The sequence below is a fragment of the Bifidobacterium sp. LH_416 genome, from assembly GCF_056357055.1.
This window is the reverse complement of record NZ_JBKEVJ010000007.1, coordinates 92,401-106,736: the sequence shown is the minus strand read 5'-3', so window position 1 is coordinate 106,736 and position 14,336 is coordinate 92,401. Positions and strand designations below refer to the sequence as shown.

8 protein-coding genes are annotated in these 14,336 nt (G+C 56.4%); 3 read left to right on the top strand and 5 right to left on the bottom strand.

Features of this window, described 5'->3' with window-relative positions:
• From AC1AY0_RS11445 to AC1AY0_RS11435, 3 genes are all read left to right on the top strand, one after another.
• Nucleotides 1-224: hypothetical protein (locus tag AC1AY0_RS11445; protein ID WP_476526465.1), on the top strand; the 224-nt coding region annotated here is incomplete at its 5' end.
• Nucleotides 225-525: 301 nt separating this feature from the next.
• On the top strand, nt 526-4,089 hold the full coding sequence (gene rpoB / locus AC1AY0_RS11440) for a DNA-directed RNA polymerase subunit beta (protein ID WP_476526463.1): 3,564 nt from the start codon (nt 526-528) through the stop codon (nt 4,087-4,089).
• Nucleotides 4,090-4,264: 175 nt separating this feature from the next.
• Nucleotides 4,265-8,308: a DNA-directed RNA polymerase subunit beta' gene (locus AC1AY0_RS11435; protein WP_476524312.1), complete on the top strand. Its 4,044-nt coding sequence runs from the start codon at nt 4,265-4,267 to the stop codon at nt 8,306-8,308.
• A gap of 152 nt (nt 8,309-8,460) precedes the next feature.
• Here the strand turns inward: AC1AY0_RS11435 and AC1AY0_RS11430 are convergent, their stop codons facing one another.
• The 5 genes from AC1AY0_RS11430 to AC1AY0_RS11410 all read right to left on the bottom strand — a co-directional run bounded on the left by AC1AY0_RS11430 (nt 8,461) and on the right by AC1AY0_RS11410 (nt 14,292).
• A complete protein-coding gene (locus AC1AY0_RS11430) occupies nt 8,461-8,889 on the bottom strand; it encodes an FHA domain-containing protein (RefSeq protein ID WP_476524402.1) in 429 nt (142 codons plus the stop codon).
• Between the two features lie 125 nt (nt 8,890-9,014).
• On the bottom strand, nt 9,015-9,650 hold the full coding sequence (locus AC1AY0_RS11425) for a variant leucine-rich repeat-containing protein (protein WP_476524313.1): 636 nt from the start codon (nt 9,648-9,650) through the stop codon (nt 9,015-9,017).
• Nucleotides 9,651-9,671: 21 nt separating this feature from the next.
• Nucleotides 9,672-10,595: a PP2C family protein-serine/threonine phosphatase gene (locus tag AC1AY0_RS11420; RefSeq protein WP_476524315.1), complete on the bottom strand. Its 924-nt coding sequence runs from the start codon at nt 10,593-10,595 to the stop codon at nt 9,672-9,674.
• On the bottom strand, nt 10,592-13,069 hold the full coding sequence (locus tag AC1AY0_RS11415) for a transglutaminase-like domain-containing protein (RefSeq protein ID WP_476524317.1): 2,478 nt from the start codon (nt 13,067-13,069) through the stop codon (nt 10,592-10,594). The genes AC1AY0_RS11420 and AC1AY0_RS11415 overlap by 4 nt, the downstream gene beginning before the upstream one ends.
• Entirely contained in the window at nt 13,066-14,292 is a 1,227-nt protein-coding gene (locus tag AC1AY0_RS11410) for a DUF58 domain-containing protein (RefSeq protein WP_476524319.1), read from the bottom strand. The genes AC1AY0_RS11415 and AC1AY0_RS11410 overlap by 4 nt, the downstream gene beginning before the upstream one ends.
• Nucleotides 14,293-14,336: the final 44 nt, after the last annotated feature.

Here is a 14,336-nt window from a genome sequence, read left to right as displayed (position 1 = left end):
TTTCGCAACATGGACTACTTCGCCACCATGATCTACCTGACCTGCGGCAAACTCGACATCAAAGCCGTCACCACCACCTGACCATCACCCACCACAAACAGCGAATAGCCAAAAATTTAATTGCAACAGTGGATGGGGAGCTGAGGAAATCTCTTGAAGTGGGACTAAAAGCCTGCAGATGGTTCAGGGAATGCACGGTCATGTCATTCACCATCTTTCCGTAAACTTTGTAACGTACGTTTGCAATTTAAGTATAGACAGGTCAGTAATCGGATTTGAGAATTGCGAATTATGGGCATTCGAGATTAACGATTACTGGTTAGGATCAGAACTGCTAAACGACCTCTGACGGGGATGGGGTTAGCTGTTATTTGTCGACCTATATCGCTATTCTTTGTAATTTGCATGAGGTGTGTCATATTGCGGGCATGCCGTCGACAATGAAGCGTCCGCATAGGCATATGGTGGCCATGCGCGCGCTCCCAGGGGAATACCACAACTTTAGCGAGCGATAAGGAACGTCCATTGGCTAATACAGCTACGACGAACACCACTACCATCATCGCACGCGCCGACCAGCATGACATTGACCTGCACAAGGCGTCGGATCGCGTGAACTTCGGCTCCATCAAAGAGCCTATTGATGTACCCTACCTGCTGGGCGTACAGACCGACAGCTTTGATTGGCTGATCGGCAACGAGCGCTGGAAGAAGCGCGTCGAAGAGGACGAGGCCAACGGCACCAACACCGTTGCCCACACCTCTGGCCTCGACGAGGTCTTCAACGAGATCTCCCCAATCGAGAATTTCGCCCAGACCATGTCTCTTACCTTCTCCGACCCGTACTTCGAGGAGCCGCGTCACACGGTTCAGGAGTGCAAGGAAAAGGACTACACCTACTCCGCACCGCTTTACGTGAACGCTGAGTTCGAGAACGGCGACACCGGCGAAATCAAGTCCCAGACTGTGTTCATGGGTGATTTCCCGCTGCAGACCCCGCACGGTACCTTCATCATCGGCGGCACCGAGCGAGTCATCGTCTCCCAGCTCGTGCGTTCCCCGGGTGTGTACTTCGACCGTCAGCAGGACCGTACTTCCGATAAGGAAGTCTTCGGTGCCAAGATCATTCCGTCTCGTGGCGCATGGCTCGAGTTCGAAATCGATAAGAGGGATCAGCCGCAGGTGCGCGTGGACCGCAAGCGTAAGCAGTCCGCCATCGTATTCCTCATGGCTATTGGTATGACCAAGCCTGAAATTGCTGAAGCTTTCAAGGATTGCCCGCTCGTGCTCGATGCACTGCAGCGTGAAACCCTGGAAACCCAGGATGAGGCTCTGGTTGACCTCTACCGCAAGATTCGTCCGGCTGATACCCCGACCCCGGAAGCCGGTAAGAACCTGCTGGATTCCTTCTACTTCAACACCAAGCGCTACGATCTGGCCCGCGTCGGCCGTTACAAGATCAACCGCAAGCTCGGTCTTGAGGCTGACTTCAACGATCGTTCCCTGCACCAGGAAGACATCATCGCCACTATCAAGTACCTGGTGGCTCTGCATGATGGTGCCAAGACCTTTGCCGGCACCCGCAACGGTGAGAATATCGATCTGCGCGTGGATGTGGACGATATCGATCACTTCGGTAACCGTCGTATTCGCCAGGTCGGCGAGCTGATCCAGAACCAGCTGCGCACCGGCCTGAGCCGTATGGAGCGCGTTGTGCGCGAGCGTATGACCACTCAGGACGCCGAGGCCATCACCCCGCAGTCCCTGATTAACATTCGCCCGGTGAACGCCACCATCAAGGAGTTCTTCGGTACTTCCCAGCTCTCCCAGTTCATGGATCAGAACAACCCGCTGTCCGGTGTGACGAACAAGCGTCGTCTCTCCGCTCTGGGCCCTGGCGGTCTGTCCCGTGACCGTGCATCCATGGAAGTGCGAGACGTGCACCCGTCTCACTTCGGCCGTATGTGCCCGATCGAGTCTCCTGAAGGCCCGAACATCGGTCTTATCGGCTCCCTGGCAACCTTCGGCCGTGTGAACCCGTTCGGTTTCATCGAGACCCCGTACCGTAAGGTCGTCAACGGCCATGTAACCGACGAAGTCGAATACATGACCGCAGATCGCGATCTCGACCACGTCATCGCTCAGGCAAACCAGGAACTCGACGAGAACGGCAACTTTGTACAGAAGTCCGCCCTTGCTCGAGTCGGCGAAGAAGAGGCAGTCGATGTGCCGGTGAGCTCCGTCGATTACATGGACGTCTCACCTCGCCAGATGGTCTCCCTCGGTGCTTCCCTGATTCCGTTCCTGGAGCACGATGAGGGCCACCGAGCCCTGATGGGTACCAACATGCAGCGTCAGGCCGTGCCGCTGATCGAATCCGAGCGCCCGCTGGTGGGTACCGGTTCCGAATGGCGCGCAGCCAACGACTCCGGCGACGTGATCAAGGCTGAGAAGGACGGCGTAGTGACCTATGTCTCCGCCGACCTGATTCGCGTGATGAACGACGATGGCACCACCAGCTCCTACAAGCTGGCCAAGTTCCAGCGCTCCAACCAGACCACCTGCTACAACCAGCGCCCGATCGTGCACGACGGCGAGCGTGTGGAAGCTGGCTCGGTTATGGCTGACGGCCCGGCCATCCAGAACGGTGACCTGGCTCTGGGTAAGAACCTGCTCATCGCCTTCATGCCTTGGAATGGTTACAACTACGAGGATGCTGTGATTATCTCCCAGCGCCTTGTGCAGGATGACACCCTGTCTTCCATCCACATCGAGGAATACGAGATCGACGCCCGCGAAACCAAACTTGGTGCCGAGGAAATCACCCGCGACTTGCCGAACGTTGGCGAGGACGCGGTAGCCAACCTCGACGAGCGCGGCATCATCCGTATCGGTGCCGGAGTCGAAGCCGGCGACATTCTGGTTGGTAAGGTGACCCCGAAGGGCGAAACCGAGCTGACTCCGGAAGAGCGACTGCTGCGCGCCATCTTCGGCGAGAAGTCCCGCGAGGTGCGTGACACCTCCCTGCGCGTGCCTCACGGCGAGACCGGTACCGTTATCGGCGTCAAGGAAATCACCCGCGAGGATGCTGAGGAGGACGGCGACGAGCTGCCCAACGGCGTGAACCAGATGATTCGCGTCTACATTGCCCAGCACCGTAAGATCACCGTGGGCGATAAGCTCTCCGGCCGCCACGGCAATAAGGGCTGCATCTCCCGTATTCTGCCGGAAGAGGATATGCCATTCCTCGCCGACGGTACTCCGGTTGACATCATGCTGAACCCGCTGGGTGTGCCTTCCCGAATGAACCTCGGCCAGGTGCTCGAGCTGCATCTTGGCTGGATCGCTCACTCCGGTTGGGACATCTCCCTCGATCCAAACCTGGAAGCCGAGTGGAAGAAGCTGATTCCGTCCGGTGCTGAGAAGGCTGAGCCGAACACCCCGGTGGCAACTCCGGTGTTCGATGGTGTTAAGCCTGAGGTGCTGAAGGGCCTGCTGTCCACCACGCTGCCGAACCGCGATGGCGATCGTCTCGTGGGCCCGGATGGTAAGGCAACCCTGTTCGATGGCCGTACCGGCGAACCGTACACCAAGCAGATCTCCGTTGGCTACATGTACATGCTGAAGCTGCACCACTTGGTCGACGATAAGATTCACGCCCGCTCCACTGGTCCGTACTCCATGATTACCCAGCAGCCGCTCGGCGGTAAGGCCCAGTTCGGTGGCCAACGCTTCGGTGAGATGGAGGTGTGGGCCCTCGAGGCCTACGGTGCTGCTTACACGCTGCACGAGATGATGACCACCAAGTCCGATGACGTTGACGGCCGCGTGCGCGTCTACGGCGCCATCGTGAAGGGCGAGAACCTGCCGCCGGCAGGCATCCCTGAGTCCTTCAAGGTGCTTCTGAAGGAAATGCAGTCCCTGTCCTTGAACGTCGAAGTGCTGAACGCCGAAGGCGTGGCCATCGATATGAAGGATGAGGAAGACGATCCGGTGAGCTCCGCCGACGATCTGGGCTTCAACATTGGTGCCCGCCCTGATGCGGCCGCCAAGGAAGACCAGAAGGCAGAAGAGCCCGAATACCAGTGATCCCATGGGTTCCGCGCGATAAAGCTCCGGCTGCGATAAGCCGGAGTGCGCGGAACCTCCATACCGTGAATAAATAACGTAAAACAAGGTTCCGCTGAGCATGCAGGTGCTTCTTAGCCCGCAGCTCCCGGATAAAGGAACAAGCGGAACCTCAAATAAAGAAACGGATTAATAAGTGCTGGACGTCAACGCATTTGACAAGCTTCGCATCGGCCTGGCCACCGCGGATGACATTCGCGGCTGGAGCCACGGCGAAGTCAAGAAGCCTGAAACCATTAATTACCGTACTCTGAAGCCTGAGAAGGACGGTCTGTTCGGCGAACAGATCTTCGGTCCGACCCGTGACTGGGAATGCGCCTGCGGTAAGTACAAGCGCGTGCGCTTCAAGGGCATCGTCTGCGAGCGATGCGGCGTCGAAGTGACCCGTTCTCGTGTGCGCCGTGAGCGTATGGGCCACATTGAGCTGGCCGCTCCGGTTACCCACATCTGGTTCTTCAAGGGTGTGCCTTCCCGTCTCGGCTACCTGCTGAACGTCACTCCGAAGGACCTGGAGCGCGTTATCTACTTCGCTTCCTACATGGTCACCGAAGTGGATGATGAGACCCGTCACAATGACATGCCTGGTCTGCAGGACGAGTTCGATTCCGAGATCAAGCGTCTCGAGCAGCGCCGTGATGCCGATATTGAAGCCCGTGCCAAGAAGGTGGAAGAGGATCTCGCTGCTCTCGAAGAGGCCGGCGAGGCCAAGGGGCCGGCTCGCGCCAAGCTGCGCAACGGTGCCGAGCGCGATATGGCTGCCATCCGTACTCGCTACAACGATCAGATTGCCCGCGTAGACGCTGTCTTCGATAAGTTCAAGAAGCTCAAGCCCGGCGACATGGTCGACGATGTGGATCTGTGGCGCGAAATGCAGGATCGCTATGGCGATTACTTCGACGGCTGCATGGGTGCAGAAGCTATCAAGAAGCGTCTGCAGTCCCTCGACCTCGAAGCGATTTCCAAGGAACTGCGCGAAGAGATTAAGGACGCTTCCGAACAGCGTAAGACCAAGGCCCTGAAGCGCCTGAAGGTTGTCAACGCCTTCCTGACCACTGGCAACAAGCCGGAGGCCATGGTACTTGACGTGATTCCGGTCATCCCGCCGGATCTGCGCCCGATGGTTCAGCTCGACGGTGGCCGTTTCGCCACCTCCGATCTGAACGATCTGTACCGTCGTGTGATCAACCGTAACAACCGTCTGAAGCGACTGATTGAGCTCGGCGCTCCGGAGATTATGCTCAACAACGAAAAGCGCATGCTCCAGGAAGCAGTCGACTCCCTGTTCGACAACGGTCGTCGTGGTCGCCCGGTCACCGGCGCATCCAACCGTCCGCTGAAGTCCCTGTCTGACATGCTCAAGGGTAAGCAGGGTCGTTTCCGTCAGAACCTGCTCGGTAAGCGAGTCGATTACTCTGGCCGTTCCGTGATCGTGGTTGGCCCGTCCCTGCGTATGCACCAGTGCGGTCTGCCGAAGCCGATGGCTCTCGAGCTGTTCAAGCCGTTCGTGATCAAGCGCCTTGTGGACCTGAACTACGCTCAGAACATGAAGTCCGCCAAGCGTCTTGTGGACCGTGGTGACTCCGAAGTGTGGGGCGTGCTCGAAGAGGTCATCTCCGAGCATCCGGTGCTCCTCAACCGTGCACCTACGCTGCACCGTCTGGGTATCCAGGCCTTCGAGCCGATTCTGGTGGAAGGTAAGGCCATCCACCTGCCGCCTCTGGCCTGCGCCGCCTTCAACGCCGACTTCGATGGTGACCAGATGGCAGTCCACCTGCCGCTGTCCGCCGAAGCTCAGGCTGAGGCCCGCTCCCTGATGATGGCTTCCGACAACATTCTGAAGCCGGCAGACGGCCACACCGTGACCATGCCTTCTCAGGATATGATCCTCGGTCTGTACTACCTGTCCACCGTGCTGGAAGGCGCCAAGGGCCAGGGCCGCGTGTTCTCCTCCCTCGAGGAAGCCGAAATGGCCCTCGACCGTCGCGAGATCGACATGCAGGCCAAGGTGCTCATCCGCCTGCCTGAGACCTTCGTGCTCCCGAAGAACTGGGAGCCGGGCGAAGTCAAGGTACTCGACCCGCGCGAAGGCGAAAGCGACGTTGCCAAGGAAGAGCGCTTCCACGACGGCAGCGTGCTGTTCGCAACCTCCTACGGCCGCATCCTGTTCAACCAGACCCTGCCGACTGACTACCCGTTCGTCAACGATCAGGTGGCCAAGGGCCGTCTGTCCAAGATCGTCGATGACATCGCTATGCGTTACTCCACTCAGCAGGTGGCCGTGACGCTGGATGCCCTGAAGGATCTCGGCTTCACCCGCGCTCCGTGGTCTGGCGTGTCCTTCGCCTTCTCCGACGTGAACGAGCCGCCGGAACGCGACCAGAAGATCGCCGAGTACGAGGCCAAGGCTGATAAGGTCAACGCCAACTACGAGATGGGTCTTCTGACCGAGGAAGCTCGCCGTCAGGAACTCATCGACCTGTGGACCGAATGCACCGCTGAAGTGTCTAAGGAAGTCGAGGACAAGTTCGACCCGACCTCCAACCTGGCTATCATCGTGCAGTCTGGTGCACGAGGCAACATGATGCAGATCAACCAGATCGCAGGTATGCGTGGCCTCGTGGCAAACCCGAAGGGTGAGATTATTCCTCGTCCTGTGAAGTCCAACTACCGTGACGGCCTGTCCGTGCTGGAGTACTTCATCTCCCAGCACGGTGCACGTAAGGGTCTGGCCGATACCGCACTGCGTACCGCAGAATCTGGTTACCTGACCCGTCGTCTGGTGGACGTTTCCCAGGACGTGATTGTGCGCGAAGAGGACTGCGGCACCAAGGCTGGTCTGATGATCCGCGTGGCCGACCGCGACGCTGACGGCAACCTGACCCTCGTCAAGGCTGCTGACGGTGGCCCGTACTCCCGTCTGCTCGCTGCCGACGTCATCGACCCGGCTGACGGCCAGACCGTGCTGTACAAGCGTGACGATGCCCTGTCCATGGATGTGCTCAACGACCTCGTTGCCCACGGTGTGGAAGAGGTCAAGTGCCGTTCCGTGCTGACCTGCGAATCCAAGCGCGGCGTGTGCGCCAAGTGCTACGGCTGGTCTCTGGCCACCAACACTCTGGTCGATGTTGGCGAAACCGTTGGTATCGTTGCTGCACAGTCCATTGGTGAGCCTGGTACCCAGCTGACGCTGCGTTCCTTCCACTCCGGTGGTGTTGCTGCCGCATCCGATATCACCCAGGGTCTTCCTCGTGTTACCGAGCTTTTCGAGGCTCGTACCCCGAAGGGCGAGGCTCCGATCACCGAGTTCGCTGGCACCATCAAGATCGTGGAGAACGATCGCGGCCGCCAGATCATTCTGACTCCGGACGCTGATTCTGGCGCTCCGAAGGAAGAGGGCATCATCAAGCCGATCACCTACCAGGTGTCCAAGCGCGTGCCGCTGAAGGTTGCCGATGGCGACCACATCAAGGTCGGCACCCAGCTGGTCGAAGGTTCTGTGGATCCGAAGAAGATCCTCACCATCCTCGGCAAGCGCGCCGCTCAGGTGAACATTGTGGAAGAAGTGCACACCGTGTACCGCTCCCAGGGCGTGGATATCCACGATAAGCACATTGAGGTTATCGTGCACCAGATGACCCGCCGCGTCACCATCATCGACTCCGGCGACACCGATCTGCTGCCGGGCGAGCTGGTGGACAACGCACGCTTCCGCGAGATCAACCGCAACGTGGTCAAGAACGGTGGCAAGCCTGCAGTCGGCCGTCCGGCTCTGATGGGTATCACCAAGGCCTCCCTGGCTACCGATTCCTGGCTGTCCGCCGCATCCTTCCAGGAGACCACCCGCGTGCTCACCGAAGCCGCACTCTCCGAGAAGGTTGATGACCTCAAGGGCCTCAAGGAGAACGTCATCATCGGTAAGCTCATCCCGGCTGGTACCGGCCTCGCCCGTTACCGCAACGCTGTGGTGGAGCCCGACAAGGCCATCCGCGACACCATCTACCCGAACTTCGGTTTGGGCGGTGACGGTGACCTTGGCGACGCCAACTTCTCCGATGCAGACCTGTCTGACCTGAACTTCTCGAACCTTGAGTTCGGCGATCTGAAGCTCGGTGACGACTTTAACCCTGACGATTTCTACTCCGATCAGGGCGGTCTGACCGACGGCGACGATCAGCAGTGAGACATAGTGACTGAGCCAGGCTGACTGACTCGGTCACGTTAGATACATAGCTCAAGGGGCTTGGAACGGCAACGTTCCAAGCCCCTTGAGCTTGCAGTGCGAAGCCAAGTGTTAAGCCGGTATGAGTCGATCACCAGTACCGGCAGTTATATCTACTGCAGCTGAGTGAATTCGAAGAACAAATCGCCCAACCGTATCGTTACAGGAGCAGTAATCTCTACCGGCTGGCCTTGAACCACCTGGATTTCCTGACCATTCTGAAGAATATAAGTACCGTTTAAGGAACCGTAGTCTTCAATCCACACCGTGCCATTGGCGTCGATACTGATGGCCGCATGATTGCGCGAAGTGGTTCGTGTAGGATCGTCAATCCGTTCAGCTTTAGCCCCTTGAGGCACATCCAACGAGGGTTTGCGTCCGAGCAGCGTACTGGTGTCAATCACAATATCTTGGCCGGTCACATCATTATGCAACCGGTACTTGGTTTGCGGAGCCTTGCTGGTGAATGACGAGGAAAGTACTGTGCTATCCCAATCTTCGATGCTGTTGTTATGCAGGTCTTGCAATGAGGCATCGATCATCAATGATTCAGATTCATGAGGCAATGCATCATGAGCCAATGCATCATTGCTCGGCTGCGGATCGTCGGCATACCAGCCGGGTTCAGGTGCCGGAGGATAAGGCAAGACAGACATCGCGGATCCTCTCACTTACGAGTAGCCAATGCAGCATCAATAGCCGGATCGCCAAGCTGATGTAGCCAATCCACTAAAGCTGGATAAGCATGAGGATTGCGGGCAATGCATACGCGAAGTTCCGGAGCATATTGAGCAATCTGTGCAATCTGCATCTGATCGGTTGTGGTCAGCGCCTGCTCAACAGTGAATCCATAAGGGTTCGTAGGCGTGGGTTCCTCAAACATGTGCTGCGTTTGCGGTTCAGACTGAATCTGAGACTGCGGCTCTGGCTGGACTTGAGCGTGAACTTCAGCCTGAACAGTGGTCTGTGCTGGAGATTGCGTAGGCTGGGTCATTGGTTGTGGTTGTACTGCAGGCTGCTCGTATTGTGCCGCAGGTTGAGCAGCATAAGTAACCTGCTCAGGGGCGGTTTGATCATGGATTGGCCCGCCAATCGAATCCGCGGTGAATCCGATTTGAGCCAGTGTTTCTCGAGCGCGCGCATCACCGAACTCAGCCAGCCAGCGCTTCAATCCGGGGTAACAGCGAGGATTTACTGCGACATTGGCTCCGAATTCAGGATTTTCGTAGGCGATTTTTGCCAGCAAAATTGGGTCAGCGTTAGGATCTTGCACTGCGGCTACTGCAGCATCATAATCAACCATGAGATTGCCTCCTTATATGAGCTATACATGAGCTGAGCGAATAGTACGTAATGTTTGCAAGGTGGTGTCATCAATGGCACCTAAATCTTCATTCTCACCAAGCCGAAAAACAGTGAAGTCATGCTGTTCCGGCTCTGGTACAGGCATATCGGCAACGATAATCGTAATGTTGTCTTTGCCTCCGGCTTCCAGTGCCGCTTGCATCAATGCTTGCATTGCATCGTGAGGATCTGCGTACGCGGCAGCTATTTGAGCGATGACAGCGTCGGGAACCTCGCCGTGCAAACCGTCGGAACAGATAATGTATCTGCCGGTGAGGTCAGCCACGTACAAATCAGCATCGATACCGTCCGGGTCGCCTAAACATTGGGTGATGATATTACGCGGTATCAAAGCTTCCGCTGCTTCAGGCGTCAGCAGCCCTGCGTCAATGGCCTCTTGCCGTTGCGAATGATCCCGGGTGATGCGAGTGAGCGACGCAGCATCCCATAAAGGAGTACTGATCGGTGGATTGATATGCGATTGTGGATTGAGATGATACGTGCGTGAATCACCAATATTCACCACATACGCCTGTTGCATATCACAGTTCTGATTTGCCGAAGACTGTGATGAATCCGGTGCCGGAAGTGAAGGAATGCGGGGGAGCACCAGACCACATAGGGTGGTTCCGGCAACACCGCCAAGCTCACGGCCTAACGCAAGAATCTGCTGATGGGCGTCTTGCAACGCTTGATGAATATCGTGCCGGTTGCGATGACGAATATCAGACAACATAGCGAATCGCTGTACGGCAAGTTGGCTTGCGCGCTCGCCGCCGAGTCCGCCTCCCATGCCATCGCACACTACGTACACGCCTTGGCGGGCTAGCCCTGCATCTTGATTATTGCTGCGCTTACGACCACGATCGCTCGCCATCGCTACGCGAATGGAACTTGCGGTCATGATGTCTTCCCCTTATTGCGTCGGCTTGGAATGCGGCTAAACAACGCGGTATGCGGCTTCGTTGTGCGCTTGTGTGCAAGTATACGCACACTTCTTAAGGAAAGTCGTGCTCGTATTCGCCGTAGACGCGGCAACGAGCGCAGCATTGTTGCTCGCAATGTATCTACTTGTGCCCAATATTGGCTCGCCTGTTCGGATAGTATGGCATTGCCGGAGAACGTGGCGTAATCGGCTTCACGGCATAGCTGCTGCAGTGTTTCACCTGATGTATTGAGTTGCCGGGCTATATCATCAGCCTGGTCACGGCGCGTACCGTGCACAGCAACACCACTTTGCGCAGCCAAAGCACAGATGGCATTCCAGCCTGATGCCACACGTGTTTGTGCAGACCCATAGCGGCGGGCTCGTGCCAGCAGAATCGCTTTGAACGCCAGTATCATCGCGCAAATAATCAGAACCGTCCATAGCGGACTGCCATAGAGAGCCACTGCGCGAGTCACACGCCAGAATCGAATCCAGAACAGGCTCGGCGGCTGGTCATCGGCATCCGCACCAGAAAGCGAACTCTGCCCTGAGGCTTGCGCCTGATCACGCAGCGGATTAGTGAGCGGAACCGGTGGCTGGCGCACCAAGGTTTGAGGATTAGGTGGGGTCAGATTCTGATTATCATCAGGAACTTTGGTTTCCTTGGGAGTGGGGTAGAAAGCTACCCAGCCGAATCCCTGCAATTTGATTTCCACCCAGGCGGTGACATCATTGCCAGTGAATTCAATCGTGGTGGTATGCCCGGAGGTTGTAGTGCGCGCTTCGGAAATGCTGCCATCCTTATCTTTAGGCAGAAAACCCATCACCACACGCGAAGGCAAGCCGAGTTCTCGCGCCATTAAAGCCATAGCCGAAGCATATTGTTCGGAATCGCCCACCATAGCGGTTCCTGCCAGCAGCTTATTGATGCGGTAATTACCGTGCCCGGCTTCTGAAGGATAATCGCCCTGCAAACCATGAGAAAACCAGCCGGAATCCTTCAACGTATCAGCCAATGCCGTAGCTGCAGCGCCGCCGGATGCCTGCCCACCGGCAATGGATGTGGCTAGTTTGTTCGCCGAGTCAGGCACATCTTCAGCCTTTGGCTGGCTGATTCGCGCAGCATCAGTTTGCTCGATTTCCTTCTCGCTGGGAATGTCAGGAATAATGCCAGATTCGGTATAAGTCATGCCCTGACGTGTACCGGAGGAGAAAATAGCGGAGTCAGTATCAGTGTTGTAATAGAACGTATCAGCATCATGACGATCAGCAAACCGAACACTGGAAGCAGCGCCAGCCAGAGGAAGCCAAGTATCGTTCAGACCCTCATGAACCGTGAACTGAGCTGTAAAACGCTTGCCTTGCTCACGCGTAGAAATCGATGTGCCTACTCGGCGATAATTCGAGGAATCAGATGCTTCAGAGGAATCGGAAAGATTCCATACCGAACCATCAAAGCGATCCATCACCGCTAATCTGACTGGAGTGCCAGCCGGCAGGTCAGTAACGGTGAGCAGCACATCATCCTTATGTTCTTTGATATATGATCTCATGCCGCTCAGCGGACTGGTGTAATCGTACGGGCTGATCGGCGGATCATAATAATCCCTGAGTACCATACGATTCTGCGGTACCACCACAGTGCCTGCAAAAGCCAGCGCTGCAGCTATAAGCAGGATAAGCAATGCCGAGAGCCAACGGCCCCACTCCATTAATCCAAGCCGCCAGGAAAGCCAGACAATAAGCAGCAGCGTGAATGCGATACCGCTGGCCGCGCGATACCATCCGGTCTGCGTGCCCAATAGTGCACATGCGGCCATGGCTGCGGCAAGAGGCAATGCGCTGGCCAAAGATAGCCACGTGTTAGTGGTAAGCGTAAAGATTGAGGAGAGGAATGTCAGCCACAATCCTATGGTCCATACGGCCATCAGGCTGCCATCTGCGGCGCCGATGGGCGGTTCGATGGAAATCACATATTTAAATGAGCCGAATGTCATTTCCCAGCCTTGGCTCAGCGTATTGAGACTGGGGATGATGTGGGCTGTAGTGGTGGAATTCAGCGTGATGACTGGCCCAATAATGAACTGGGCAATAACCAAGAAGACGGTCTGCCACCATAGACGCAGTGCAGGCTGAAGCCCGGCAAACGCAATAAGCGCGCCGAGCACAGTAGAAAGTACTGCGGCAACCGCCCACTGCACAGGTTCGCCGTATACGTCGATGAGATTGGCCTGAGCAATAAGCATGAGCAGCATAATGACGATGAGGCTGACGCTGTACCGTATCCAAGAGCGTTGCGCGCCTTGCAAGCCATGCCGCATGCCGCCGCGGGTCATCCAGATAACGGAGTGAGTGGAATCGGCCCATGAGCCGGTCGTGGAGGCTCCGGTGAATGTGGGCAGCTCGTTTTCAGAGACTGCTTGAAGCGCTGGATTGGGAATACTGGTCATGCGAGCACTCCCATGATGAGTGGAAGATCATCTAATTCACCCACTGTGGCTAAGGTGAAGTTGCCGAAATGCTGAATCGCTCGGTTCGATCCGAAACTGGCTTGCAATACTACGCATCGAGCAGAACGAGGCAATGCTTTGACCATACGCTTAATCTGATCAACGCCCTTTAATGAGCCTACGATGAAGAAATAGAATGATGCGTCTGGAGCATGCATCAGAGTATTCACGGTCAGATTGGGATTATCATCACGGTCAGGAGCGATGCCACTGGCGGCATCGAGCAGCTCCATGGCATTACGCGGACGCGTATAGGACTGTCCAGCATGCGTATATACGGGTCGATTCTGCGCTAAACATTTCACACCAATGGACGCGTGAATGGACACAGCCATCTCGAATTCCTGAGCTGAGGCGTAATCGTTAGGATCAACGCCAATAGTCAATGAAGTATCCGTACGCCGAGTGGCCTCATATTGACGAATCATCAGTGAGCCGGTTTTTGCGGAGCTGAGCCAGTGCACGTTGCGCACGTCATCGCCAGGAGTGTATTCGCGTAACCCATAGAAATCGAGATCATCATCGACAATCTGGCCGGACGGCTGACCTTCGAGATCTCGAGGAATACCAGCGTTCAGCGTATTCAATCGCACGGTTTTAGGATGAATAAACACGGTGAGACGCTCGCCTATCTGCTTTTCATGCCGAATCAGTCCAAAAGGATCACCTTTGCGAATCCGCAGAGGACCAACGGTAAGCACAGCACGCGAAACTGTTGTAAATGATAATTCGGTGCGCTTGGATTGGCCTGGAGACAGCATGGGGATAGAAAACCGCTCATGGGTTTCTCCAAGAGGGAGGTCGCCTCGCGCATGAGTGGTGGATGTTTTCCCTGCATTGTCAATATCGACGATGATGCGCATGGCATCGCCTACGGTCACACGGCGGTTTGATGCGCTGATATGCGCTTCAAACCGTGTATTGCCAAGAGACAGCGTGATGGCGGCTAGTAGCATCACTGTTGCGATGATGCCAAGCGCAAGAAGCTCATGCCACCCCACAACGGGGAATAATGCTAAGCAAACCACTGCAGCAGCGCCTACCGACCAGCCCCATGGAGAGACGTATGCGCCTACAGCACGTTTGATGCGGTGAGCGCAGCGTTTCAGCGCTCGCCATGAGCGTCTGCTCGAGCGTGGTATTGCAGCATATTGAGTGGCCATGGTTCGTCTCTTTTATCGTCGTCTCGTTGAGGCACTACATACGT